The sequence below is a fragment of the Streptomyces chlorus genome, from assembly GCF_042655885.1.
Lineage (GTDB): Bacteria > Actinomycetota > Actinomycetes > Streptomycetales > Streptomycetaceae > Streptomyces > Streptomyces chlorus.
The window spans coordinates 50,749-75,392 of record NZ_JBHSOA010000005.1 but is presented as its reverse complement, the minus strand read 5'-3'; the positions used below and the strand labels follow the sequence as shown (position 1 = coordinate 75,392).

Sequence of the window (24,644 nt, the reverse complement as noted above, 5' to 3'; positions counted from 1 at the left end):
GCCGCGTACGCTCACCGCGTGGTTGATACGACGCCCCTCACCCGTGCCGTGGATCATTTCGCCGACCGTCTGCGGGCCGCGCCGCAGAGCCGGCTGCAACGGGGGGCCGCCGCCGAGGCACTCGCCCTGGCCAGGGAATTGGCGGTGTGGACCCAGCGCCTGGAGGAGCCGGGCACCGAGCCCCGCGAGATGCCCGACGCGGGCATGTTCGCCGCCGCCGACCAGATCACCGTCGCCGGCCACGACCTGGCGCTCGTACTGGAGAACGAGGAAGAGATCGCGGAGGCGCTATGGCTCGTGGAGGAGGCGCAGAAGCGCGCCGGGGTGTAGGGACACACCCGGCGCGCGGAAAGATCGAGCGGAAGGGTTCAGGCGGAAAGATCCAGGCGGAAGGATCAGAGGGACGCGATGACGCGGTCCGCCAGGATGTAGACGTTCTCCTCGCCGCAGGCGAAGGTCAGCGTGTACGCGCCCGAGATGCCGGAACCGCCCAGCAGGAACGGGGCCCGGCCCTCACGCAGGGCCGCGGCCAGCCGCTCCGCGGTCTCCCGGTGTCCCGGTGTCATGCACAGCGTCGTGCCGTCGGCGAAGACGTAGACGTCCAGTGTGCCCAGCGGGCCGGGGCGGACGTCGGTCAGTTCCACCTCGGAGGAGGCCAGCTCCTCCAGCGTGGAGACGGTGCGCTCGTGGTCGTTCGCGACCGGTGACGGGTTCGGGACGAAGTCCGGGTGGGAGGGGTGCCGGCGGCGGGCCGCGGCCAGCTCCGGGGACTCCGTGGGCGTACCGCCCTGGACGAAGTCCGTCGGGGCGTACTCGTCGGTGTCGGCGCCCGGATCGGCCACCGGCTCCAGACCCACGAAATCGGTCTGTCGCGGCATGAACAGCTCACTGTCGGCCAGGCCCAGCAGGGACGGCGTGTCGGAGATGTCACGCGCCTCCTGGGCGGCCCAGAACGCCCGCGCCTCGGCGAGTTCCCGTTCCCGTTCCTCCGCGAGGGCCTCGGCCACGGCCGCGCGTATCTCGTCGGCGGGGGCGGAGCGGGCGGCGGGCAGGAGCGCACGCGTGGTGGCGGCACGGTCCTTGACCAGCTCGGCGTGCAGGGCCGCGACCTGTCGGCGCAGCACCAGAATGCTGCGCAGGACAGCGACGCCCACGGCGCCGGTTGCGGCCGTGGTGACCAACAGGGCGATCGGCATGGCGCTCACTGACGTACTCCCGGTTCAAAGTCGACCCCCGACTTCCTACATCAGCTTGAAGGGTGGACTAACCATCTGTCAGTGCGTAACGTCACGAAACGGACAGAGTGTGGTTTCCGGGCCGGGTAGGGGTAGGGCTCTGACCTGTGTGAATCTCCACGGTGAGGGAGATAGATCACATCCTGGGGGAGATTGGATCACGGAACGGCCCGGAACCCGGTGGTGCAGGGTTTCCGGGCCGTGGTCTCACCAACCGTGCTGCTTCGGCTACTTTGCGACATCGCGACATCGCGACAGTGGTCGGCCGAGTCGGTCAGCTGAGGCGCTCGATGACCATGGCCATGCCCTGGCCGCCGCCGACGCACATCGTCTCCAGGCCGAACTGCTTGTCGTGGAACTGGAGGGAGTTGATGAGCGTGGCGGTGATGCGGGCGCCGGTCATGCCGAACGGGTGGCCGACGGCGATCGCGCCGCCGTTGACGTTCAGCTTCTCCAGCGGGATGCCGAGCTCGCGGTAGGAGGGGATGACCTGCGCGGCGAACGCCTCGTTGATCTCGACCAGGTCGATGTCGTCGATGGTGAGACCGGCGCGGCGCAGCGCCTGCCGGGACGCCTCGACCGGGCCGAGGCCCATGATCTCCGGGGAGAGGCCGGAGACGCCGGTGGAGACGATCCGGGCGAGCGGGGTCAGGCCCAGCTCGCGGGCCTTGGTGTCGCTCATGACGACGAGCGCGGCGGCGCCGTCGTTGAGCGGGCAGCAGTTGGCGGCGGTGACCAGGCCGTCGGGACGGAATACGGGCTTGAGGCCCGAGACGCCCTCCAGGGTGACGCCGGCGCGCGGGCCGTCGTCCTTGGCGACGACCGTGCCGTCGGGCAGCGTCACCGGGGTGATCTCACGCTCCCAGAAGCCGTTCTTGAGGGCCTCCTCGGCCAGGTTCTGCGAGCGGACGCCGAACTCGTCCATGTCCTGGCGGGTGACGCCCTTCAGCCGTGCCAGGTTCTCGGCGGTCTGGCCCATCGCGATGTAGGCGTCCGGGGCGAGGCCGTCCTCGCGCGGGTCGTGCCAGGTGGTGCCCTCCTGCTCCGCGACGGCGGCGGTACGGGCCTCGGCCTCGGCGAAGAACGGGTTGCGGGTGTCGGGCAGGCTGTCGGAGTTGCCCTTCGTGAACCGGGAGACCGTCTCGACGCCGGCCGAGATGAAGACGTCGCCCTCCCCGGCCTTGATGGCGTGCAGCGCCATGCGGGAGGTCTGCAGGGAGGACGAGCAGTAGCGCGTGATGGTGCAGCCGGGGAGGTGGTCCATCCCCATCTGCACGGCGACGACGCGGCCGAGGTTGTTGCCCTGCTCACCGCCGGGGAGGCCGCAGCCGAGCATCAGGTCGTCGATGTCCCTGGGGTCCAGCTCGGGGACCTTGGCGAGGGCGGCCTGGATGATCGAGGCGGTCAGGTCGTCCGGGCGCAGATCCTTGAGGGAGCCCTTGAAAGCGCGGCCGATGGGGGAACGGGCGGCAGAGACGATCACGGCTTCGGGCATTACGGCTCCTGAGGGAAGGGGCGGCGCGTAGCGCCTCGTCGAGGGGTGGTGGTCGGGCGACGGGAGGGCGTGCCGGGTGGTCGGGCAGGGCTGTCTGGGAAGCTACCCGGACGTAGTGGCGGGGTCACGGGGCGCGCGGTGTGACACTGGCCGCATCTTACTAAGCGCTTGCTTGGGACTGGGGCTCCCCGGACTCCGCGGCCTGCGGCTCCGGCTCCCGCACCCGGCGGCGCTTCCGGCGCTTGAGGAGGGCCCAGGGGCCCCTCGGGCCCGTGGGCATGGCCGCGGTGACCTCGGTGCCCGCCTCCGAGGCGGCCTCGGCCGCTGCTCGGGCGACGGGGAGGAAGCCCTCGCGGCGCGCGGCGTCGGGGCGCTCGTCCTGGGCCGGCCACAGGCCGAGGACGGCGCAGACCGTCGGCAGGACGGCCATGGCCGCCGTGGCGTACCCCTCGGCGGAGGGGTGGTAGCTGTCGGGGCCGAAGAGCTCGCGGGGGTTCGCGGCGAACTCGGGGCCGAGCAGGTCACCCAGCGACACCGTGCGCCCGCCCTGCTCGACCGTGCCGATCGTCTGGGCCGCCGCCAACTGCCGGGAGGTCCGCCGGGCCAGCCAGCGCAGGGGCTGCTGGACCGGTTCGAGCGTGCCCAGGTCGGGGCAGGTGCCCACGACGACCTCCGCACCCGCCGTACGCAGCCGGCGCACCGCCGCGGACAGGTGGCGCACGGAGAGCGCGGGCGACATGCGGTGCGTGACGTCGTTCGCGCCGACCATGATCACGCACATGTCGGGCACCCGGGACGGATCCGCGAGCGCCCGCGTCACCTGTCGGTCCAGATCGTCGGAGCAGGCGCCGGGCACCGCCACCGTGCTCAGCCCCACCGGCCGCTCCGCGACCGCCGCGACCCCCGATGCCAGGAGCGCGCCCGGGGTCTGACCGGCCCGGTGCACACCCTGGCCGGCGGCCGTGGAGTCGCCCAGCATCGTCAGCCGCAGCGCCGGCTGACCGGGCACCGTGTAGGCGGCGCCGTACAGTCCGTCCGCGGTCGGTACGTGCGGGCTCCTGCCGTTGCTCACGCGGCGTCGCGCCAGCCGGGCCTCGGCCAGCAGCAGCCCGACGCCGGCCGCGCCGGCCAGGCCGATGCCGCCCCCGCCGTACGCGGCGCCGGCCGCGATCCGCCGGGCCACCCTCGCCCTCGACATCCTCGTCATGCCTCGCCGCCACCTCCTCCGAGCCGTACAGCAGTACGGCCCGCAGCCGCACGGCAGTACAACCTCACAGCCGTACGTACGGCCTCACAGCCGTACACCCACTGCTTGCCCCGTACGGACCGTGATCCAATCTTCGCGCGGAGTGAACGACCCGGGAGGGGTGGGACCGGAGGCGGGTTCGGGGACAGGGTCCGGAGCAGGCTCTACGCTGGCATCACTACGTCAACCACACCTTTTGCAGCATCCGGAGACAACGGTGCAATTCCACGACTCGATGATCAGCCTCGTCGGCAACACCCCGCTCGTGAGGCTCAACCACGTCACCCACGGCATCGGGGCGACCGTCCTGGCCAAGGTGGAGTACTTCAACCCCGGCGGGTCGGTGAAGGACCGCATCGCCCTGCGCATGATCGAGGCGGCGGAGAAGAGCGGAGAGCTGCAGCCGGGCGGCACCATCGTCGAGCCGACCAGTGGCAACACCGGTGTCGGCCTGGCCATCGTGGCCCAGCAGAAGGGGTACAAGTGCATCTTCGTGTGCCCCGACAAGGTCTCCCTGGACAAGATCAACGTGCTGCGGGCGTACGGGGCCGAAGTGGTCGTCTGCCCGACCGCGGTGGACCCCGAGCACCCCGACTCGTACTACAACGTCTCCGACCGGCTGGTCCGTGAGACGCCGGGGGCCTGGAAGCCGGACCAGTACTCCAACCCCAACAACCCGCTCAGCCACTACGAGTCCACCGGACCGGAGCTGTGGGAGCAGACCGGGGGGAAGATCACCCACTTCGTGACCGGGGTCGGGACCGGCGGCACCATCTCCGGGACCGGGCGCTACCTCAAGGACGTCAGCGACGGCCGTGTCCAGGTCGTCGGCGCCGACCCCGAGGGCTCCGTCTACTCCGGCGGCTCCGGGCGGCCCTACCTGGTGGAGGGCGTCGGCGAGGACTTCTGGCCGACCGCCTACGACCGGACCGTCGTGGACGAGATCGTCCCCGTGTCCGACAAGGACTCCTTCCAGATGACCCGGCGCCTCGCCAAGGAGGAGGGCCTGCTCGTCGGCGGATCGTGCGGCATGGCCGTGGTCGCGGCGCTGCGGGTGGCCGAGCGGCTCAGCGAGGACGACGTCGTGGTGGTGCTGCTCCCGGACAGCGGACGCGGCTACCTCAGCAAGATCTTCAACGACGAGTGGATGGCCGACTACGGCTTCCTCGAGGACGCCGGCCCCAGCGCGCGCGTCAGCGCCGTCCTCGACCACAAGGAGCACGGTCACATCCCGTCCCTCGTGCACATGCACCCCGACGAGACGGTGGGGCAGGCCATCGAGGTGCTGCGCGAGTACGGCGTTTCGCAGATGCCGGTCGTCAAGCCGGGTGCCGGTCACCCGGACGTGATGGCTGCCGAGGTCGTCGGCTCGGTGGTGGAACGGGAACTGCTGGACGCGCTGTTCAGCAAGACCGCCTCGCTCGGCGACCTGCTGGAGAAGCACATGTCCGCCCCGCTGCCGCAGGTCGGCTCCGGTGAGCCGGTCGCGGACCTGATGGCCGTACTGGGCAAGGCCGACGCGGCGATCGTCCTGGTCGAGGGCAAGCCGACCGGTGTCGTCAGCCGCCAGGACCTGCTCTCCTTCCTCGCCAAGGACGGGAAGTGACCGACGGGAAGTGACCGGCGGGAAGTGACCGGCGGGAAGTTACCGGCGGGAAGTGACGGACGGTTGACGTCTGCCGACGGCGAGTGCAACGGCCGTGAGTCATGAGTGCCGGGAGCCGAGCCGTGACGTGATCTTCGTGGACTTCGCGGAAGTGGTACGCGGGTGTCACGTGCGCGCAGCACTCGCTTAACACCGGTCCGGCAGATTGGTCGTTGTCGGCGGGCAGGTGGGGTGCCTCCCAGGCGTTCAGCAGGGGGGGAGGCTTCCCCTTCCCGGCCGACAGGGAACGGCGTCACAGGACCTCCGGAGCGGCTCCCGGATCTCCATGGACGCCAGGCGCGCAGCCCGGCCAGGCCGGCCCGCGTCACTGCGCGGGGACCACCGTCGTCCCGCCCCCCGGTAACGGGGGTGCGGTGGTCCCCGCGTTGATCCCGTTCAGCCTCCCGCGCCCAGTTCTCCGCGTTCAGCGCTTGCGTTCAGCCCCTGCGCTCAGTCCTCCCAGCCGTTGCCCTGCCGCTGCTGCCTGCGGCGGCCGAACAGGCCCGGATTGATGCGGGCCGCCTGGACGACGTTCACGCCGACGATGCCCAGCCAGGCGACCAGCAGGCCGGGCAGATGGGCCACGCCGCCGCCGATGGCGGACAGCGGCACCGCCAGGACCAGGGAGGCGATCCCGAAGCCGAAGCGCTCGCCCCAGGTGTCCGTGGCCTTCGGCGACCGGGAGTCCCGGGCCACCGTCATCTGCTGCTCGGCGAGCTGCCGGCGCACCCGGCTCTCCACCGCGCCGTCGATACGCTGGTCGACCTTCTCCAGGAACGAGTCGACCAGCGCGGACTCGTACTCGTCGCCCAGTTCCCTGCGGGCCTGCAGGGTGGCGTTGAGTTCCTTCTTCAGGTCGGCGTCCCGCGCATTCATTCCGCTCATACGGACCACGGTAGGCAGCCCGGCCGCCCATGGCACTGGGGACAGCCCCCTTGTCGGCCGGGGGGCCTGCCGGTCCCGGTCGTGCGCGCCCCGTGCTCGCCTGTATAACGGCATGCAGGAAGCACGGTGGGTGAATGGGCCGGGTGGACAGCCGTGTGATCAGTGCCAGGTGATCAGGTCGAGGGGGAGTCACGTCATGAGCGGCACCGAGGGGCCTGCCGCGCGCCTGCAGGCGCTGTTCGAGGGACACCGGCTGACGCCGACGCAGCGGCGCATCGCGCACAGCATGGTGCGGCGCGCCGCCGATGTGCCGTTCCTGTCCAGCGTGGAACTGGCCGAGCTGGCCGGGGTCAGCCAGCCCTCCGTGACCCGGTTCGCGGTCGCCCTCGGCTTCGACGGCTATCCCGCCCTGCGGCGGCATCTGCGCGAGGTCGTACCCTCCGGACCGCCGGCGCCGGACGCCGGGTCGTACAACGAGTACCAGCAGGCCGTCGAGGCCGAGATCGAGAACCTGCGGCACCTGGCCGAGGTGCTCGCCGATCCGGAGCCCGTCCGGCGGGCGGGGCGGATCCTCGCGGGCAGCCGGCCGCTGCCCGTGCTCGGGCTGCGTGCGGCGGCGGCACAGGCCCACGGCTTCGCCTACTTCGCCGCCAAGGTCCACCCCGACGTACGGCTGCTCAACGAGGGCGGCTCCATGCTCCACGACCGCGTCGACGCCGCCGCCGCGGCCGGCGCCGGAGCCCTGCTCTGCTTCGCGCTGCCCCGGCATCCCCGGGAGGTCGTCGACGCCCTCACCCATGCCAGGGAGACGGGGCTGACGGTGGTCACCGTCGCCGACTCCGCCTTCGCGCCGGTCGCCAAGGTCTCCGACCTGCTGCTGCCCGCCGCCGTCGGCACCGGGCTCGCCTTCGACACGGCGTGCGCGCCGATGCTGCTGGGCCGGGTGCTGCTGGAGGCGATGTGCGACGACCTGCCCGACGCCCAGGCCCGTCTGGAGGAGTTCGACACGAAGGCGGCGACGCGCGGCCTGTTCGTGGAGTGACACCGGGGCCCGTGGCTGCGGGGCGAGATGTCGCTCCTTGCGGGTATCTCAGATTTCTCTCACCTCGAGTCACTAGTCTGCGCTCCGACCCTACGGACGCTCCACTGAAGTGGGACGGGAGGCTGGACGTGATGCGCGCAGGACGCGGAGGACAGGGGCTGGCTCGGGTGGCCGTGGTCGTACGGGCCGGGGCCGCGCCGCTGTGGTGGCTGGGGGTGTTCGCGGCGGGCATCGGGGTGCTGGTGCCGGGACTGACCGGCCGCCGGATCGGTGTGTCGGCCGGTGCCGCGCTGTTCCTCGTGGCTCTCGCCGCGGTGGCGTACGTACGGCGCGGGCGGTACCGCGACCTGGCCCGGCCGGCGGTCCGGGCGGGCAAGCACGACGTGCTCCAGGACCGCGCGGTCAGCGTGCGCAACTGGCGCCGGCGGAACCGCTGGTGGCTGCTGCTCGCCTTCCTCGCCGCCCTGGGCAGCGCGTTCGCGGTCCCCGTGGCGGGCGGTCTGCTGCTCGCCGGGTGCGGTGTGGGCCTGTGGCTGAAGGCATCCTGGATCGGCCGCCTGGAGGAGGCCGGCGAGGCCCTGCTGTGGGTCCGCATCGACTGGCTGAGCGGCGGTGCGGGCAGCCCGGCCGGCAAGGCGGTCAAGGGCTACCGGACCACCGGCATCGCGGCGGGCGACGCGACCCCGGGCGGCGCCCGCCGCCGGGTCTCGGCCCTGACCTGACCGGCCCTGACCTGACCCGACTGGGCCTGACCCGAACCGACCGGGTCTGGTGCGACCGGGTCCGGTTCGACATGGTCCGGGCCGGCCCGGTCTGACGCGGGCCGGGCCCGGCCCTACCCGAGCGGGCCCGGTCCGGCCCGGTCTGACCCGCATCAGGCCGGGCCGGGCATCAGGCCCGGTCACTCACGGGAGCAGGGCGTCGGCGTGGGCGCCGCCCGATTCGGCCACGATCTCCTCGGCGGTCTGAGCCGGTCGCACCAGCGCGAAGGCGACCTCGTCGCCCGCGCCGTTCGCGCCGTTCGCGCCGTTCGCGCGGTTCGTGCCGCCCGTGCGGTTTGTGCGGTCCACGTGGTCCACGTGGTGCGTGGTGAAGCCGTGGACGGCCGGGCGGGGGAGCGAGTTGTACCCGTAGTGGTGGGCGAAGGCGTACGCGCCGGTGTCCAGCGCGGCCACGTAGTCGTCCTGCTCCAGCAGCGGCAGCGGGATTTCGCGGGCGAGCAGGTCGCCCGCGAAACAGGCCGGTCCCGCCACGTCCTGCATCACCGCCGGTCCTTCCTTGGGCCGCCCCTCGGCGTCGTACGCGGTGATCCTGAGCGGCCACGCGGCCGGCGTGTACACCGTGCGCGTCGCGACCTGCACGCCCGCGTGCGTCACCGCGACGGCCCGTCCGCCGGCGCTCTTGGCGTACTCCACCCGGGCGACGGTCGTGCCGTGCTTCGCCAGCAGCGACCGCCCGAACTCGGTGACCAGCCCGTACCGCCCGTCGAACAGGCCGGGCACCGTCTCCTTCAGCAGCCGCGCGTACTGCGTGTACGTCGGGCCGGCCGCGTCGGAGGTGAAGTCGACCGGCAGCCCGCCACCGATGTCGACGGTGTCGACCTGCTGCCGCCCCGCGCGCCGGTTGATCTCCTCGGCCAGCGCGTACGACTCCGCCACACCTCTCGCCATCAGGGGCAGGGCGATGCCCTGGGAGCCGGTGTGCGTGTGCAGCCGGGTCAGCCACGGCCGGTCGAGGTACGCCCGCACGACCCATTCCCACGCCCCCTCGTCGCGCAGCGCCACACCGAACTTCGAGGTCGCCGTGGCGGTGGACAGCGCCTCGATGGTGCCCCCGCCGATCTGCGGGTTCACCCGGATGCCGAGGGGGGAGCGGAGACCGGCCGACCGCGCCAGGGAGTCGGCCATCAGGGCGTCGATACGCGCCAGCTCCTGCGGATTGTCCGCGTTGACGGCGATGCCCAGCGCCAGTGCCTCCCGCAGCTCGGCCGGTGTCTTGGCGGGCGAGTCCAGCACCGTCCGCCCCGGCGGCACGCCCGCCGCCCGCGCCAGCGCCAGCTCGCCGCGACTGGCGACCTCGGCCCCGATGCCCTCCGTGTGCAGCAGCCGCAGCACCGGTACCAGCGGGGTCGCCTTCACCGCGAAGGCGTGCAGCACGGGGGTGCCGGACGGTGTCACCGCCGCGAAGGCCTCCCGCAGCTCGGCCGCCGACTCCCGGATGCCCGTGACGTCGAGCAGCGCCACCAGGGGATGGCAGGGGCCGAGCAGCCCCTGCGCCACGGCGGCCCGCACCGCCGTGTCCCGCCGGGCCGCCCGCCTTGCTCCTGCCGCCTGCCCGTCGTTCTCGCCGTGACCCGCGTCCCGTGTCCCGCCGTCGTCTCCCATTTCAGTGCCCATGTCCATGCTTATGTCCCGTGCCCGTGCCCGTACCCATGTCGGCGCCCATGCCTCCAGCCAAGCACCGTCCGGTTCCCCGCGCCGACACGGCCGCACGCATTGACTAGCTCTATTCAGGTTGCGAAGATGTGAATATCTGTAGTGAGTGCGGGAGCTCGCCACCAGGAGGCAGACCATGTCAGGACCCCGCCCGCCCGTCTCCCCCCACCGGGCCCCCACCGGGCCCGCCGCGCCGCCCCGCGGCCCCGTCCGCGCCCCGCGCGGCACGGACCTGAGCGCCCTGGGCTGGCCCCAGGAGGCCGCCCTGCGCATGCTGCAGAACAACCTCGACCCGGAGGTCGCCGAGCACCCCGACCAGCTCGTCGTCTACGGAGGTACCGGCAAGGCGGCCCGCGACTGGCGCTCCTTCGACGCCATGGTCCGCACCCTGAGGACCCTCAAGCAGGACGAGACGATGCTCGTCCAGTCCGGCCGTCCCGTCGGTGTCATGCAGACCCACGAATGGGCCCCGCGTGTCCTCATCGCCAACTCCAACCTCGTCGGCGACTGGGCCAACTGGGAGGAGTTCCGCCGCCTGGAGGCCCTCGGCCTGACCATGTACGGGCAGATGACCGCCGGCTCCTGGATCTACATCGGCACCCAGGGCATCCTCCAGGGCACCTACGAGACGTTCGCCGCCGTCGCCGCGAAGAAGTTCGGCGGCACCCTCGCCGGGACCATCACCCTGACCGCGGGACTCGGCGGCATGGGCGGCGCCCAGCCGCTCGCCGTCACCATGAACGACGGCGTCGCGATCTGCGTCGACTGCGACCCGCGCGCCATCGACCGCCGCATCGAGCACCGCTACCTGGACGTCCGGGCCGACTCCCTCGACCACGCCCTCCGCCTGGCCACCGAGGCCCGTGACGCCCGCCGCCCGCTGTCCATCGGCGTCCTCGGCAACGCCGCCGACGTGGTCCCGCGGCTGCTCGCGAGGGGTGTCCCCGTCGACATCGTCACGGACCAGACCTCCGCCCACGACCCGCTGGCCTACCTGCCCGCCACCATCGCCTTCGAGGACATGGCCGACGCCGCCGCCAAGGACCCGGCCGGTTTCACCGCCCGCGCCCGGGAGTCCATGGCCCGGCACGTCGAGGCGATGGTCGGCTTCATGGACGCCGGGGCCGAGGTCTTCGACTACGGCAACTCCCTCCGCGGCGAGGCCCGACTCGCCGGATACGAACGGGCCTTCGCCTTCCCCGGCTTCGTGCCCGCGTACATCCGCCCGCTGTTCTGCGAGGGCAGGGGCCCCTTCCGCTGGGCCGCCCTGTCCGGCGACCCCGCCGACATCGCGAAGACCGACCGGGCCGTCCTCGACCTCTTTCCCGAGGCCGAGTCCCCGCAGAACGCGTCCCTCGCCCGCTGGATGCGCCTGGCCGGGGAACGGGTCCGCTTCCAGGGCCTGCCCGCGCGCATCTGCTGGCTCGGATACGGCGAGCGGGACAAGGCCGGTGAGCGGTTCAACGACATGGTCGCCTCCGGGGAACTGTCGGCCCCCGTCGTCATCGGCCGCGACCACCTCGACTGCGGCTCCGTGGCCTCCCCGTACCGCGAGACCGAGGGCATGCTCGACGGGTCCGACGCGATCGCCGACTGGCCGCTGCTCAACGCCATGGTGAACGTGGCGTCCGGGGCCTCCTGGGTGTCCGTCCACCACGGCGGCGGCGTCGGCATGGGCCGCTCCCTGCACGCGGGCCAGGTGACGGTCGCCGACGGCACCAGGCTCGCCGGCGAGAAGATCCGGCGGGTCCTGACCAACGACCCCGGGATGGGCGTCATCCGCCACGTGGACGCCGGTTACGACCGCGCGGACTCGGTCGCGTCGGAGCGGGGCGTACGGGTACCGATGCGTGAGGGGCCTGAGGCGTCCGAGAAGTATGAAGGGCGCGGGGGTCGCGAGGGTGAGGACGCGTGACCGGGCCCTCCACACCCCCCACCTTCCAGGCGATGTGGCGTGACCTGCTCCCTCTTGGCCGCCACCCCCACTCCGGCGGCTACCGGCGTTATGCCTGGACCGGCGCCGACGCCGAATGCCGGGCCTGGTTCGCCGCGCAGGCCGGACTGCGGGGACTGCGGCTCGATGTGGACCGGAACGGCAACCAGTGGGCCTGGCTCGGGGACCCCGCCGACGGGGACGCCGTCGTCACCGGGTCCCATCTGGACTCCGTGCCGGACGGCGGAGCATTCGACGGCCCCCTCGGAGTGGTCTCCGCCTTCGCCGCCCTCGACGAACTGCGTCGTAGAGGAACGCCGTTCAGCCGCCCCCTCGGCATCGTCAACTTCGGTGACGAGGAGGGCGCCCGCTTCGGGCTCGCCTGCGTCGGATCGCGGCTCACCGCCGGCCGGCTCACCCGCGACCGGGCGCACCGCCTCACCGACGGCGACGGGATCACCCTGCCCCGGGCGATGGAGGCCGCCGGATACGACCCCGACGCCATCGGCGCCGACCCCGAACGGCTCGCCCGCATCGGCGCCTTCGTCGAACTGCACGTCGAACAGGGCCGTGCCCTCGACCTGTCCGGCGACCGGGTCGGCATCGCCAGTGCCATCTGGCCGCACGGCCGCTGGCGGTTCGACTTCCGCGGCGAGGCCAACCACGCGGGCACCACCCGTCTCGCCGACCGCCGCGACCCCATGCTGCCGTATGCCGAGACCGTCCTCGCCGCACGCCGCGAGGCCGAACTCGCCGGTGCCGTCGCCACCTTCGGCAAGATCGCCGTCGAGCCGAACGGCGTCAACGCCGTCCCCTCCCTGGTGCGCGGCTGGCTCGACTCCCGCGCCGCCGACCAGACGAGCCTGGACACCGTGGTCGCCGGGGTGGAGAAGGCGGCCCGCGACCACGCCACCGCCCACGGCGTGGACCTGGACGTGGTCCGCGAGTCCCGCACACCCGTCGTCGACTTCGACCACGCCCTGCGCGACGAACTCGCCCGCATCCTGCGCCGGGACAGAGACCACAGCCCGGCCCCGGGCCGGATCCCCGTCCTCGGCACGGGGGCCGGACACGACGCCGGGATCCTCTCCGCGAGCATTCCGACCGCCATGCTGTTCGTGCGCAACCCCACGGGCGTCTCGCACTCCCCGGCCGAGTACGCGGCCGAGGACGACTGCCTGGCCGGGGTGGCCGCACTCGCCGACGTACTGGAGGGACTGGTGGACAGGTGACACAGGACAGCGGCACCACGGCAGGCGCAACGACCGGCCGGGCCACCACAGCCCCCACGACCACCGTGCCCACCGTGCCCCCAGGGCGGACGTTCTGGCTGGAGCACGCCTGGCTCGGCGACCGGGTCGAGCCAGGCGTGACCGTGGCCGTCGGTGTCCGTGGTGACGGCGGTGGTGACGGCCGCATCACCGCCGCCCCCCCCGCCGTCACCGCCCCGCCCCCCGGGGCGGAGATCCTGCGCGGGCTGACCCTCCCCGGGCTGGCCAACGCCCACTCGCACGCCTTTCACCGCGCACTGCGCGGCACCGTCCAGGTCGGTACCGGCACCTTCTGGACCTGGCGCGAGGTGATGTACTCGGTCGCCGACCGGCTGACCCCCGAGACCTACCACCGGCTGGCCCGCGCCGTGTACGCGGAGATGGCCCTCGCCGGCATCACCGCCGTCGGCGAGTTCCACTACCTGCACCACGCCCCCGGCGGCACCCCCTACGCCGACCCCAACGCCATGGGGGAGGCGCTCATCGCGGCCGCCGCCGAGGCCGGTGTCCGCATCACCCTCCTCGACACCGCCTACCTGTCCGCCGGCTTCGGCGAGCCGCCCACTGTCCACCAGCGCCGCTTCTCCGACGGCACCGCCGAGGCCTGGGCCGAACGCTGTTCAGTTCTCAAGGAACGGGATCACGCGCGGATCGGTGCCGCCATCCACTCCGTACGAGCCGTGCCCGCCCGGGAGCTGGAGACCGTGGCACGCTGGGCGGAGGAGCGGCGGGCCCCGCTGCATGTGCATCTGTCGGAGCAGACCGCCGAGAACGAGGCATGCCAGGAGGCGCACGGCCGCACCCCGACCCGCCTTCTCGCCGACCACGGCGTGCTCGGACCGCGCACCACCGGCATCCACAACACGCACCTCACCGGCCAGGACATCGCGCTCATCGGCGGCAGCGGCACCGGCACCTGCATGTGCCCCACCACGGAACGCGACCTGGCCGACGGCATCGGCCCCGCGGCCGCCCTCCAGCGCCGGGGCTCCCCGCTCTCCCTCGGCTCGGACAGCCACGCTGTCATCGACCTGCTGGAGGAGGCCCGAGCCCTGGAGCTGAACGAGCGCCTGCGCACCCGCACCCGCGGCCACTGGACGGCGAACGCACTGCTGCGGGCAGCCACCGCCGACGGCCACACCGCCCTCGGCTGGGACCGGGCGGGCACCATCGAACCCGGCGCCCTCGCCGACCTGACCACCCTCACCCTGGAGTCGGTCAGAACAGCGGGGCCACCGCCCCGGCTCGGCGCCGAGACCGCCGTATTCGCCGCGACGGCGGCCGACGTACGGCACACGATCGTGGCGGGGCGGCACGTCGTACGCGACGGGGCGCACACCCTCGTGCCCGATGTGCCGCACGCCCTCGCGCGCGCCGTCGAGGCACTGAGGACCTGAACGCCGACCGCCACAGCACCGAGCGCCCGGGAACCGACCGCCAAAACCCCGCACCCGCACCCGCACCCGCACCCGCACCCGCACCCGGCCACGCCACCCACGAGGACGCCATGAGCAGCACCGCCATCGTCAACATCGCCACGCTGGTCACCAACGATCCCTCCCTCGGTGACTCATCTCCCCTCGGGCAGGTCCGGGACGCGGCCGTCGTCATCGACGGCGACCGCGTCGTGTGGACCGGTGAATCAAGCAAAGCACCCGCCACTGACAATCGGGTCGACGCCGCAGGCCGGACGGTGATCCCGGGCTTCGTCGACTCGCACTCCCACCTGGTCTTCGCGGGCGACCGCACCGACGAGTTCAATGCCCGGATGTCCGGTCGCCCCTACAGCGCGGGCGGCATCCGCACCACCGTCGCCGCCACCCGGGCCGCGAGCGACGCGGAACTCGAGGCGAACCTGACCCGTTTCCTCACCGAGGCACTGCGCCAGGGCACCACGACCATCGAAACCAAGTCCGGCTACGGCCTGACCCCCGAGGACGAGGCCCGCGCCCTGCGGCTGGCCGCCCACCACACCGACGAGGTCACCTACCTCGGCGCCCACGTCCTTGCCCCCGAGTACGCCGACGACCCGGCCGGCTACGTGGACCTGGTCACCGGAAAGATGCTGGACGCGTGCGCGCCGCACGCCCGCTGGATCGACGTCTTCTGCGAGAAGGGCGCCTTCGACGGCGACCAGGCGCGCGCCGTCCTCACCGCGGGCCGGGCGAAGGGCCTGCACCCGCGCATCCACGCCAACCAGCTCACCCACGGCCCCGGCGTGCAGCTCGCCGTCGAACTCGACGCGGCCAGCGCCGACCACTGCACGCACCTCACCGACGCCGACGTGGACGCCCTCGCCCACAGCCGTACGGTCGCGACCCTGCTGCCGGGCGCCGAGTTCTCCACCCGGGCCGTCTGGCCGGACGCCCGCAGACTGCTCGACGCGGGCGTCACCGTCGCGCTGTCCACAGACTGCAACCCGGGGTCGTCCTTCACGTCCTCGGTGCCGTTCTGCGTCGCGCTCGCCGTGCGGGACATGGGCATGACGCCCGACGAGGCCCTCTGGTCGGCCACCGCGGGCGGTGCGGCCGCCCTGCGCCGCACCGACATCGGCCGGCTCACCCCCGGGGCCCGCGCCGACCTCGTCCTCCTCGACGCCCCGAGCCACGTCCACCTGGCCTACCGCCCCGGCGTCCCCCTGGTCACGGGCGTATGGCGGCGCGGTGCCCGTGTGCTCTGACCAGCGGGATCAGGCCCCGGCACGCCACCGCTGATCCGTCCGCCCCGCCTCCCTGCCCAGGGACACCGAACCGTCCCCGGCCGCCGTCACCGCATGGTCCGGCGCGATGGCCGGGCGGATCACTCCACGGGCGTCGACGGCGAAGCGCAGATTCTGTCCGTTGCGCCCGTCCACCGAGTCGCACTCCCAGATGCCGACGCCCCGGCTCACCGCGCCACGGCTGTCCAGGCAGTAGTCGGAGTCGGCGTAGGACTGCAGCAGACCGCGCTCCGCGTCGACCCGCCACCGCTGGGAGCGGGAGGAGTCGCAGGCTGCCGTGACGACGTCCGTGCGGTTCTCCAGGTCGCCGTCGATGTCCAGGCACAGGCCCGACGCCAGATTCACCACCTGCGCGTACGCGCCGCCCGGCGGATACGCGGGCGTGGGGGACGGCATGGGGCGTGGAGGGTGGGAAGGGCTGGGATTCGAAGTCTTCGAAGGGGACGGTGAGGGGGACCGCGTCGCGGACGCGGTGGGGGGCGGCGAGGGCGTGGCCGTCACGGTCACCGGCGGCGGGACCGCCACGGTGGGGACCGATTCCGAGGTGTGCTCGGCCGGCGTGCCGGCCGGTGACCACAGCAGGAGCAGCAGCGGCACCACGGCAACGCCGAGTGCCGTCGAGGCCAGCACCAGGCGCCGGGACACCGGCCACGTCCCGACCGCGCTACCGGCGCCGGCGGACGGCCCGGCCGGTGTCGGCACGGGTGCGGTGTACGCCGTGCCCGCCCACGGCAGCAGCCCCTCGGCCAGGGCGGTGCGCGGCTGGTCCCGCAGGGCGCACAGTTCCTCGTACGCCGCGGTGCAGTGCCCGCAGTGGGCCATGTGGGTGTGCAGGTCGGCGCTGTCGCGGGGGCCGTCGGGCCGTACCGACTCCTCGATGAGCCGGCGGAAGTCGGCGCACCGGGGGTCGTCCGAGGCGGCCAGCCGGGCCCGCAGACAGGCCTGGCCCAGCGACTGCAGTGCGGACCGGGTGCCGTAGGCCACGTCCTGACGGGTGAGGCCGAGAAGCGTCGCCGTACGGTCCGCGGGCTCCTGGTCCACGATCCCGTACCAGATGAGACCCTGCGCCCGGTACGGCAGCGTCCGGAACGCGGCGAGCATGGACGGGACCGGGCCGTCGGGGCCGGACGAACTCAGCACGAGGTGCAGTCCGGTGTCCAGCCCGCCGGCCCGCCCGTCGGTGGCCCAGGTCGCTGCCACCCGGAAGGTCAGCAGCAGGATTCGGTGGCGCAGGGGGCCGCCGGGATCAGTGCCGCGGGCGGTCTCGCGGGCGGCGTGGGTGAATGCCTGCGCGGCGAGTTGACGCGCGCTGGAATCGCCCGTGGTGCACCGGCGGGCGTAGGCGAGCGCGGACGGGCCGTGCCGGGCGCGGAGTTCCTGAAGTGCCGCGTACGCGGCCGAGGTGTCGGCGCGCAGCATCTCGGTCAGCCGGATGTCGGACGCATCCGTGTGCTGCGCACCTGGGTGTCCGCCGCCGACCCCGTCGTCGTTGACGGTTCCGTCGCCCCGAGCCATGCACCGCCTCCTAGGGTCTTTCGTTGGGGTCAGGCCGCATCAGGGAGCGAGGTGCGGTGCCGGGGCCCATGAGCCCGGCGTGATCCCAACGACAGGCCTTCACCCCTGGCCGTCGGACCCGTCTCCTGACATACCAGCCGGTCTGGGCGTGCCCATAGTGAGGGAAGAAGGCCCGCAGGGAAAGGGGTGACCGTGGGTAATGCGGCGCGCCCCGCGCTCGGCCGGTGCCCGGGGCCCAGGAAGGGCATCCGGCGTCGGCGGAGTGCGGGGCGCGACGTGCGAGGCGCTGAGTGCGGGCCGTCAGGGGGAGCGGAGTGAAGGGCGCAGGACGAGGCCGCCCGTCATTCCTCGAGGGTCAACCCCTTGCGCAGCCGGACCAGCGTGCGTGACAGCAGTCGTGACACGTGCATCTGCGAAATGCCCAGTTCCTCGCCGATCTCCGACTGGGTCATGCCGGCCACGAAGCGCAGCGAGAGGATCTTCCGGTCGCGCGGCAGCAGTTCGGCGATCAGCGGCTTCAGCGACTCGACGTACTCGATGCCTTCGAGGCCGTGGTCCTCGTAACCGATCCGGTCCGACAGTGCGCCCTCGGCGTCGTCCCCCTCCGGCTGGGCGTCGAGCGAGGAAGCGGTGTAGGCGTTCGACGCCGCCATGCCCTCGACGACCTCGTCGCTGGAGATGCCCAGACGCTCGGCCAGTTCGCCCACCGTCGGGGACCGGTCGAGCTGCTGGGCCAGTTCGTCACCCGCCTTGGCCAGGTCGAGCCGCAGCTCCTGCAGTCGGCGCGGTACGCGCACGGACCACGAGGTGTCACGGAAGAAGCGCTTGACCTCACCGATGATGGTCGGCATCGCGAAGGTGGGGAACTCCACGCCGCGCGAAAGCTCGAAGCGGTCGATCGCCTTGATCAGACCGATGGTGCCGACCTGGATGATGTCCTCCATCGGCTCGCTGCGCGAGCGGAAGCGGGAGGCGGCGAACTTGACCAGGGCCAGGTTCAGTTCGACGAGCGTGTTGCGTACGTACGCATACGCGTGGGTGCCTTCCTCCAGCGACTCCAGCCGCTCGAAGAGGGTCTTGGACAGGGCCCGTGCGTCGACCGGGCCCACCTCGTCAAAAGGGGGGATCTCCGGGAGCCCGGCGAGTAGATCGTCGTCCGGGACGACACCCGCATCGTCCTGCTCGATGGGAGCCAGATGTTCCGGAGGGAGTGTCGACGTCGCTTTCTGGGTACGCGATGCGTCGAGCCGGGGTGACATGATGTCCTCCATCGTTCTCGGCGTATGGCTGCCGATGCCGTTTCGTGCACTGCGGTGTGCGGCGCCTCCAAAGCCGGCCGTGTCGAGTGCGTGTCCCTCCTAGCCCTACCCGTTTTCGCAAGCCCACCGCAAGTGAGTTCCGTTGGCATATGTCCATTTACTACTGATTGTTCGGCTGTCGGGGCGTGCTCGGAAGGCGTAATATTCGACAGCGTCAGCAGTAGTCACGACTGGTGGGAGAGAGAGACGGCATGGACCGCGGGACGGTCGGCAGCGCACAGTCGGGCCGGCTTCTGGTCGAGGTGCGAGAAGAGGGCCCCAGTGCCGTCGTGACTCCGGCGGGTGAGTTGGATCACCACACCGCCGACCTGTTGCGTGAGCCACTGGAGAACTGCCTCGCCAAGGGATTCAAGCGGCTTGTCATCGACTGCTCCGGCCTGGAGTTCTGCGACTCCACCGGACTCAATGTGCTGCTCGGCGCCAGGCTGAAGGCCGACGCCGCCGGGGGCGGGGTGCATCTCGCGGGAATGCAGCCCGTGGTCGCGCGCGTGTTCGAGATCACGGGGGCGGAAGCGGTATTCACCCTCCACGACAGCCTCGAGGCGGCTCTGGCCGACGATTCCGGATGACCGTGCGGGCAGGCCGGTACTACCCTGCGGCGGGTCCGTGGGCGGGCGTTCTCCTTCCGGTGTGTCGAGCGATGTGTCACCCCGCGGTTCTTTCCGCGGGCCCTCTTCCGAGCCGCTCCCGGAGCGTTGCGCCTTTCTTGTGCGAACGCGGGGGTGTTGCCTCGGCCGCCTCGGGCAGGAGACAAGCTGAACGGGTCCGCTGTCATGGTCGAGGGGACGCCGAGAACCGGACGACCCCGCACGGCGTGACTGAGTGAGTACGGATTTTTTGAAATGGTGAACTGGTGAATCGGTGAGGTGAGGCGCTGATGAGCACCACCCGGCCCTACTTGCCGGGCGACCGCGGTCCGGAGTCCGGCGGCGTGTCCGGGGGCGGCGCGCCGACGGCGAGCGCACCCGAGGGGGACGTGGCCGCGCCGCCGTCCGGGGCGCAGGCCGCAGCGGCGTCCATGCCGACGGGGTCGCCGGAGGCGTCGGGGCCCTCGGGTTCGCCGGGAGGGCGTCAGGTCCGTCGGCTGAGCTTCGAGGGCCAAAGCGGCGTCGTTCCCCTCGCCCGTGATTTCACCCGCCAGGCGTTGCAGGCGTGGGGCTGGCTGCCCGCCGCCACCGCCGACCGGAGGGCCGCCGCCGAGGACGTCCTGCTCGTCGTGTCCGAACTGGTCACCAACGCCTGCCTGCACGCCGAGGGGCCGGACCAGTTGGGCATCGTCTGCGACAGCAAAGTGATCCGGCTCGAGGTCACCGACCGGGGCGCCGGCCAGCCGGCACCGCGTACCCCGCACCGGGCGGGCCGGCCCGGCGGGCACGGCATGTTCATCGTCCAGCGGCTCTGCCTGGACTGGGGCGTCGTACGTGCCCCGGGCATCGCGGGCAAGACCGTGTGGGCGGAACTCGGGACGCCCGCCTGACCGGCGGAGCCTTTGCCTTCCACGACTCCACTTGCCGCGTACCCACCGCGTACCCACCGCACGTGCACCGGATCGTCATGGATCCGGTGCGCACCGTGTCTTCCTTCCTCATACACCCGCGTACCCTGACGTCACATCAGATCTGATGTGACGTCAGGAAATGTGCTGTCGGCAACACCGGTACGTCCTCCGTGGAGAACCGTTCCCCGTGAACACGGCGAGCCCGCCCGCGTCCGCCGCGAGAACGCCCGGAGGGCCCCGCATCCGCGTACGTGCTGCTGTACGTACGGGTGCGGGGCCCTCCGGTTCGTGAGTGTGACCGCGGCGGCGAGCCGACCGGGTCACGGCCGCACGGCGTCATGCCGCACGGCGTCATGCGCACGGTGTCAGCGGATGCCGCCCATCAGTTCCTTGACCTTGCTGCGGTACATCCACACCGCGACACCGGCGACCACCGCGAGGGTGGCCTCCAACGCGACGACGCCCGACCCGTTCAGGTCGACACCGGCGAGGGAGAGCAGGCCGGTCGTGGCGTCACCGGCGGTGACGGCCAGGAACCAGACGCCCATCATCTGCGAGGCGTACTTCGCGGGCGCCATCTTCGTGGTCACCGACAGGCCGACCGGGGAGAGCAGCAGCTCACCGACGGTCTGCACGAAGTAGATCGCCACCAGCCAGGCCGCCGCCGCCTTGTGGCCGCCCTCGGCGATGGACAGCGGGGCGAGGAACAGGAAGAAGGACGCGCCGACCAGCACCAGACCGGAGCCGAACTTCACGATCGTGCTGGGCTCCTTGCCGCGCCGGTTCAGCGCCAGCCAGAACCAGGCGAAGACCGGGGCCAGCGCCATGATCAGGATCGGGTTGACCGACTGGTACCAGGAGACCGGGAACTCCCAGCCGAAGACGCTGTTGTCGGCCGACGCGTCGGCGAAGATCGACAGGGTCGAGCCGCCCTGGTCGTAGATCATCCAGAACACGGCCGCGGCCACGAAGAACCAGATGTACGCGGACATCTTCGACTGCTCGGTCTGGTCCAGGTCACGGTCGCGCTTGATCCGCACCAGCACCAGCACAGGAATGATCAGGCCGAGCAGCGTCAGCGGGACCAGGATCCAGTTCAGCGTGTAGTGGCCCGAGAAACCGACGACGGCGTACGCGACGACGGCGATGCCGGCCCAGAAGGCGGACTTGCGCAGCGTGGCGGACTTCTCGGCGGCGGCCAGCGGCTTGGGTACGACGCTGGACTGCGGGGAGAGGTGACGGCTGCCCAGCAGGAACTGGATCAGGCCGAGCCCCATGCCGACCGCGGCGAGCGCGAAGCCGAAGTGCCAGCCGACGTTCTCGCCGACGGTGCCGATGATCAGCGGTGCGGCGAAGGCGCCGAGGTTGATGCCCATGTAGAAGACGGTGAAGCCGCCGTCGCGACGCGGGTCGTCCGGACCGTCGTACAACTGGCCGACCATCGTGGAGATGTTGGCCTTCAGGAGGCCGGAGCCGATCGCGACCAGACCGAGACCGGCGTAGAAGGTGCCGGCGGACGGCAGGGCCAGCGTCAGATGGCCGAGCATGATGACCACGGCGGCGACGGCGACGGTCTTGCGCGGGCCAAGCACCCGGTCGGCGAACCAGCCGCCCGGCATCGTGAGCAGGTACACCAGCGACAGGTACACCGAGTAGATGGCCGTCGCGGTACCGGCGTTCATGGCCATGCCGCCCGGGGCGACGAGGTACAGCGGGAGCAGGGCCCTCATGCCGTAGTAGGAGAACCGCTCCCACATCTCGGTCATGAAGAGAGTGGCCAGTCCGCGGGGGTGGCCGAAGAAGGTCTTCTCGGAACCGGGGGTGCCCGGTGAGACCGAGTCCTTCGTCAGGCTGGACGCCATGGTCGTTCCTTGCTGGTCGGGACGCGTCGCGTGAGTGTGTACGCGCCCGGTGGGGGGCTGGCCGGCACCGGCGGGTTCTGTCGTCCACCCCCACGCCCCTGGGAGTCCGCTCCGATCACGGAGCGGCGGACGGCGACCACCGGGATCCACGCCTCTACGCGCGTCTATGTGCGGAGAGGCCCGGCCACAGGTCATTCCTTACGGGGTCGGCGGGGACCAGCCAGGACAGGCTGGCGGGAAGCCGGCCCGCACACGAAAGAGACCTTCGGCGTCAACTGCGCCAAAGGCCCCCGTGGTGCAACAGGCGTTGGTTCACCATACGGCAGGACAGTGCCCGATATGGAAGGACTTGAGACGGGGATCACAGGCTTCGGGGGAACCGCGATCACCCAATCGAAGGTTCTCTCCAGGGTCGCGCCCCCCACCCCCAGGCGCGGCCCACGGGCCCCGGACGTGAGAATCCTGTGTGCGCCGGGTAAGAACCGACGCCGGTGATCACACCCCGGGCCGTGTCGGCGCGGGACTACCATCAGTCCATGACCCGTGTACTGCTCGCCGAGGACGACGCGTCCATCTCGGAGCCGCTGGCCCGCGCCCTGCGCCGGGAGGGCTACGAGGTGGAGGTGCGTGAGGACGGACCCAGCGCGCTCGACGCAGGCCTGCAGGGCGGCATCGACCTGGTGGTGCTGGACCTCGGACTGCCGGGCATGGACGGCCTGGAGGTCGCCCGTCGGCTGCGTTCCGACGGCCACACGGTGCCGATCCTGATTCTTACCGCGCGTGCCGACGAGGTCGACACCGTCGTCGGTCTGGACGCCGGCGCCGACGACTACGTCACCAAGCCGTTCCGGCTCGCCGAACTGCTCGCCCGGGTACGGGCCCTGCTGCGGCGCGGCGCCACCGAACCGCAGCAGCCGCCCGCGACGCACGGGGTGCGCATCGACGTCGAGTCGCACCGGGCATGGATGGGCGAGGAGGAACTCCAGCTCACCGCCAAGGAGTTCGACCTGCTGCGGGTCCTGGTGCGCGACGCGGGCCGGGTCGTCACCCGCGACCAGCTGATGCGCGAGGTCTGGGACACCACCTGGTGGTCGTCCACCAAGACCCTCGACATGCACATCTCCTGGCTGCGCAAGAAGCTCGGCGACGACGCGGCCAACCCCCGCTACATCGCGACCGTACGAGGCGTGGGGTTCCGCTTCGAGAAGAGCTGACCCCCCACCCCGTACGTCGTGATTCCGGTTCGGATATGAGGACATGCGCCGCCGACTGATCCAGTCCACGCTCGCCGTCGTACTCGTCGTGATCGCCGTGTTCGGCGTGTCCCTGGTGCTCGTGGAGACCCGTACGATCACCGAAAGCGCCAGGGAGCGGGTCGAGTCCGAGGCGGTACGGCTCGCCAGCATCGTCGACAGCAGGCTGCTCGTCGAGGAGAAGGTCACCGCCGAGGTCCTCAGGGGCCAGGTCACCGAGGACCGCTACGTCGTCGTACGCCTGCCCGGCAGGGCGCCCATCGAGATCGGCGACAAGCCGGAGGGCGACGTCATCAGCGCCTCGGCGCCCGGCGAGGAGGGCGAGACGGTCACCGTCCAGGAGCCGCGCTCCTCGGTGACCCGGGAGGTCGGCCGCACCCTGCTGATCATCGGACTGGTGGCGCTGCTGGCGGTGATCGCGGCGGTGCTGCTGGCTGTGCGCCAGGCCAACCGGCTCGCCTCGCCGCTGACCGACCTCGCGGAGACCGCCGAGCGCCTCGGCTCGGGGGACCCGCGCCCCCGCCACCGGCGCTACGGCGTTCCCGAGCTGGACCGGGTCGCCGACGTGCTGGACTCCTCCGCCGAGCGCATCGGCCGCATGCTGACCGCCGAACGGCGGCTCGCCGCCGACGCCTCCCACCAGCTGCGCACCCCGCTCACCGCGCTGTCCATGCGGCTGGAGGAGATCACCCTCACCGACGACCCCGAGACGGTGAAGGAGGAGGCGACGATCGCGCTGGCGCAGGTGGAGCGCCTGACGGACGTGGTGCAGCGGCTGCTGACCAACTCCCGCGACCCACAGACCGGTTCGGCCGTCACCTTCGACCTCGACGAGGTGATCCAGCAGCAGCTCGCGGAGTGGCGCCCCGCCTACCGCAGCGCCGGCCGCGCGATCGTCACCTCCGGCAAGCGGCATCTGCGGGCCGTCGGCACGCCGGGCGCGGTCGCCCAGGTGCTGGCCGCGCTGATCGAGAACTCGCTCATGCACGGGGGCGGTACGGTCGCCCTGCGTACCCGGGTCACCGGGAACCAGGTCGTCATCGAGGTCACGGACGAGGGCCCCGGAGTCCCCACCGACCTGGGCGCCCGCATCTTCGAGCGCGCGATCAGCGGCCACAACTCCACCGGCATCGGCCTCGCGGTCGCCCGCGACCTCGCCGAGGCGGACGGTGGCCGGCTGGAGATGCTCCAGGCCAAGCCCGCGGTCTTCGGCCTGTTCCTGTCCCGCACTCCGCCGCAGAAATCCCGGGACGACAACCGCCAAACGGTGCGGTGAACGGTGCGGTGAACA

Annotated in this window: 20 protein-coding genes; 12 read left to right on the top strand and 8 right to left on the bottom strand. The window is 71.9% G+C overall.

All coding sequences use genetic code 11. The features are described from left to right. Window positions 1–18: 18 nt before the first annotated feature. Window positions 19–330, top strand: coding sequence for a hypothetical protein (locus ACFPZI_RS02915; RefSeq protein ID WP_381357750.1), 312 nt, complete (start codon window positions 19–21; stop codon window positions 328–330). Window positions 331–395: 65 nt separating this feature from the next. Here the strand turns inward: ACFPZI_RS02915 and ACFPZI_RS02910 are convergent, their stop codons facing one another. From ACFPZI_RS02910 to ACFPZI_RS02900, 3 genes are all read right to left on the bottom strand, one after another. Then, window positions 396–1,205: a hypothetical protein gene (locus ACFPZI_RS02910; RefSeq protein WP_381357749.1), complete on the bottom strand. Its 810-nt coding sequence runs from the start codon at window positions 1,203–1,205 to the stop codon at window positions 396–398. Between the two features lie 304 nt (window positions 1,206–1,509). Beyond that, window positions 1,510–2,730, bottom strand: coding sequence for an acetyl-CoA C-acetyltransferase (locus tag ACFPZI_RS02905; protein WP_381357746.1), 1,221 nt, complete (start codon window positions 2,728–2,730; stop codon window positions 1,510–1,512). A gap of 160 nt (window positions 2,731–2,890) precedes the next feature. Beyond that, complete coding sequence (locus ACFPZI_RS02900; protein WP_381357743.1) at window positions 2,891–3,937, bottom strand: SGNH/GDSL hydrolase family protein; 1,047 nt, start codon at window positions 3,935–3,937, stop codon at window positions 2,891–2,893. A gap of 256 nt (window positions 3,938–4,193) precedes the next feature. On the opposite strand from ACFPZI_RS02900, the gene ACFPZI_RS02895 reads away from it, so the two are divergent. Next, window positions 4,194–5,582 carry a cystathionine beta-synthase gene (locus ACFPZI_RS02895; RefSeq protein WP_381357740.1) on the top strand — a complete coding sequence of 463 codons (1,389 nt, stop codon included), beginning with the start codon at window positions 4,194–4,196 and terminating at the stop codon, window positions 5,580–5,582. Window positions 5,583–6,071: 489 nt separating this feature from the next. On the opposite strand, the gene ACFPZI_RS02890 is transcribed toward ACFPZI_RS02895, so the two are convergent. Continuing rightward, window positions 6,072–6,497, bottom strand: coding sequence for a hypothetical protein (locus ACFPZI_RS02890; protein ID WP_381357846.1), 426 nt, complete (start codon window positions 6,495–6,497; stop codon window positions 6,072–6,074). A gap of 205 nt (window positions 6,498–6,702) precedes the next feature. Here ACFPZI_RS02890 and ACFPZI_RS02885 point away from each other — a divergent pair, with 205 nt between their 5' ends. Further along, window positions 6,703–7,548 (top strand): MurR/RpiR family transcriptional regulator, encoded by an 846-nt coding sequence (locus ACFPZI_RS02885; RefSeq protein ID WP_381357738.1) that lies wholly within the window; start codon window positions 6,703–6,705, stop codon window positions 7,546–7,548. A gap of 131 nt (window positions 7,549–7,679) precedes the next feature. After that, window positions 7,680–8,270 carry a hypothetical protein gene (locus tag ACFPZI_RS02880; protein WP_381357735.1) on the top strand — a complete coding sequence of 197 codons (591 nt, stop codon included), beginning with the start codon at window positions 7,680–7,682 and terminating at the stop codon, window positions 8,268–8,270. Between the two features lie 183 nt (window positions 8,271–8,453). On the opposite strand, the gene ACFPZI_RS02875 is transcribed toward ACFPZI_RS02880, so the two are convergent. Next, on the bottom strand, window positions 8,454–9,950 hold the full coding sequence (locus ACFPZI_RS02875) for a type III PLP-dependent enzyme domain-containing protein (protein WP_381357732.1): 1,497 nt from the start codon (window positions 9,948–9,950) through the stop codon (window positions 8,454–8,456). 169 nt (window positions 9,951–10,119) lie between these two features. Between ACFPZI_RS02875 and hutU the strand changes: the two genes are divergently transcribed. The 4 genes from hutU (at window position 10,120) to hutI (ending at window position 15,867) form a co-directional block, all read left to right on the top strand. Continuing rightward, the gene (gene hutU, locus ACFPZI_RS02870) at window positions 10,120–11,898 is read left to right on the top strand and encodes a urocanate hydratase (RefSeq protein ID WP_381357729.1); all 1,779 of its coding nucleotides are present in this window, start codon (window positions 10,120–10,122) and stop codon (window positions 11,896–11,898) included. 32 nt (window positions 11,899–11,930) lie between these two features. Continuing rightward, entirely contained in the window at window positions 11,931–13,148 is a 1,218-nt protein-coding gene (locus ACFPZI_RS02865) for an allantoate amidohydrolase (RefSeq protein ID WP_381357843.1), read from the top strand. Window positions 13,149–13,213: 65 nt separating this feature from the next. Next, entirely contained in the window at window positions 13,214–14,584 is a 1,371-nt protein-coding gene (locus ACFPZI_RS02860; protein WP_381357840.1) for a formimidoylglutamate deiminase, read from the top strand. 110 nt (window positions 14,585–14,694) lie between these two features. Then, window positions 14,695–15,867, top strand: a complete 1,173-nt coding sequence (gene hutI / locus ACFPZI_RS02855) for an imidazolonepropionase (protein ID WP_381357726.1) — start codon at window positions 14,695–14,697, stop codon at window positions 15,865–15,867. 9 nt (window positions 15,868–15,876) lie between these two features. On the opposite strand, the gene ACFPZI_RS02850 is transcribed toward hutI, so the two are convergent. Together ACFPZI_RS02850 and ACFPZI_RS02845 are read right to left on the bottom strand one after the other, a co-directional pair. Next, complete coding sequence (locus tag ACFPZI_RS02850; RefSeq protein ID WP_381357724.1) at window positions 15,877–17,421, bottom strand: ricin-type beta-trefoil lectin domain protein; 1,545 nt, start codon at window positions 17,419–17,421, stop codon at window positions 15,877–15,879. A 341-nt stretch (window positions 17,422–17,762) separates the two neighbouring features. After that, entirely contained in the window at window positions 17,763–18,692 is a 930-nt protein-coding gene (locus tag ACFPZI_RS02845) for an RNA polymerase sigma factor SigF (RefSeq protein WP_381357722.1), read from the bottom strand. A gap of 239 nt (window positions 18,693–18,931) precedes the next feature. Here ACFPZI_RS02845 and ACFPZI_RS02840 point away from each other — a divergent pair, with 239 nt between their 5' ends. Continuing rightward, entirely contained in the window at window positions 18,932–19,309 is a 378-nt protein-coding gene (locus ACFPZI_RS02840; protein ID WP_381357837.1) for an STAS domain-containing protein, read from the top strand. A gap of 308 nt (window positions 19,310–19,617) precedes the next feature. Continuing rightward, window positions 19,618–20,217, top strand: a complete 600-nt coding sequence (locus ACFPZI_RS02835; protein WP_381357719.1) for an ATP-binding protein — start codon at window positions 19,618–19,620, stop codon at window positions 20,215–20,217. A gap of 386 nt (window positions 20,218–20,603) precedes the next feature. On the opposite strand, the gene ACFPZI_RS02830 is transcribed toward ACFPZI_RS02835, so the two are convergent. Further along, a complete protein-coding gene (locus ACFPZI_RS02830; protein ID WP_381357717.1) occupies window positions 20,604–22,100 on the bottom strand; it encodes an oligopeptide:H+ symporter in 1,497 nt (498 codons plus the stop codon). Window positions 22,101–22,636: 536 nt separating this feature from the next. On the opposite strand from ACFPZI_RS02830, the gene ACFPZI_RS02825 reads away from it, so the two are divergent. Both ACFPZI_RS02825 and ACFPZI_RS02820 read left to right on the top strand, forming a co-directional pair. Then, window positions 22,637–23,314, top strand: a complete 678-nt coding sequence (locus tag ACFPZI_RS02825) for a response regulator transcription factor (protein ID WP_109383624.1) — start codon at window positions 22,637–22,639, stop codon at window positions 23,312–23,314. A 43-nt stretch (window positions 23,315–23,357) separates the two neighbouring features. After that, window positions 23,358–24,629 carry an ATP-binding protein gene (locus ACFPZI_RS02820; RefSeq protein WP_381357714.1) on the top strand — a complete coding sequence of 424 codons (1,272 nt, stop codon included), beginning with the start codon at window positions 23,358–23,360 and terminating at the stop codon, window positions 24,627–24,629. Window positions 24,630–24,644 lie beyond the last annotated feature (15 nt).

Coding starts and splice junctions, on each gene's coding strand:
- ACFPZI_RS02905 (WP_381357746.1), bottom strand. CDS start 2,730: ATGCCCGAAGCCGTGATCGTCTCTGCCGCCCGTTCCCCCATCGGCCGC.
- ACFPZI_RS02900 (WP_381357743.1), bottom strand. CDS start 3,937: ATGACGAGGATGTCGAGGGCGAGGGTGGCCCGGCGGATCGCGGCCGGC.
- ACFPZI_RS02890 (WP_381357846.1), bottom strand. CDS start 6,497: ATGAATGCGCGGGACGCCGACCTGAAGAAGGAACTCAACGCCACCCTG.
- ACFPZI_RS02885 (WP_381357738.1), top strand. CDS start 6,703: ATGAGCGGCACCGAGGGGCCTGCCGCGCGCCTGCAGGCGCTGTTCGAG.
- ACFPZI_RS02880 (WP_381357735.1), top strand. CDS start 7,680: ATGCGCGCAGGACGCGGAGGACAGGGGCTGGCTCGGGTGGCCGTGGTC.
- ACFPZI_RS02875 (WP_381357732.1), bottom strand. CDS start 9,950: ATGGACATGGGCACTGAAATGGGAGACGACGGCGGGACACGGGACGCG.
- hutU (WP_381357729.1), top strand. CDS start 10,120: ATGTCAGGACCCCGCCCGCCCGTCTCCCCCCACCGGGCCCCCACCGGG.
- ACFPZI_RS02865 (WP_381357843.1), top strand. CDS start 11,931: ATGTGGCGTGACCTGCTCCCTCTTGGCCGCCACCCCCACTCCGGCGGC.
- hutI (WP_381357726.1), top strand. CDS start 14,695: ATGAGCAGCACCGCCATCGTCAACATCGCCACGCTGGTCACCAACGAT.
- ACFPZI_RS02850 (WP_381357724.1), bottom strand. CDS start 17,421: ATGGCTCGGGGCGACGGAACCGTCAACGACGACGGGGTCGGCGGCGGA.
- ACFPZI_RS02845 (WP_381357722.1), bottom strand. CDS start 18,692: ATGGAGGACATCATGTCACCCCGGCTCGACGCATCGCGTACCCAGAAA.
- ACFPZI_RS02840 (WP_381357837.1), top strand. CDS start 18,932: ATGGACCGCGGGACGGTCGGCAGCGCACAGTCGGGCCGGCTTCTGGTC.
- ACFPZI_RS02835 (WP_381357719.1), top strand. CDS start 19,618: ATGAGCACCACCCGGCCCTACTTGCCGGGCGACCGCGGTCCGGAGTCC.
- ACFPZI_RS02830 (WP_381357717.1), bottom strand. CDS start 22,100: ATGGCGTCCAGCCTGACGAAGGACTCGGTCTCACCGGGCACCCCCGGT.
- ACFPZI_RS02825 (WP_109383624.1), top strand. CDS start 22,637: ATGACCCGTGTACTGCTCGCCGAGGACGACGCGTCCATCTCGGAGCCG.
- ACFPZI_RS02820 (WP_381357714.1), top strand. CDS start 23,358: ATGCGCCGCCGACTGATCCAGTCCACGCTCGCCGTCGTACTCGTCGTG.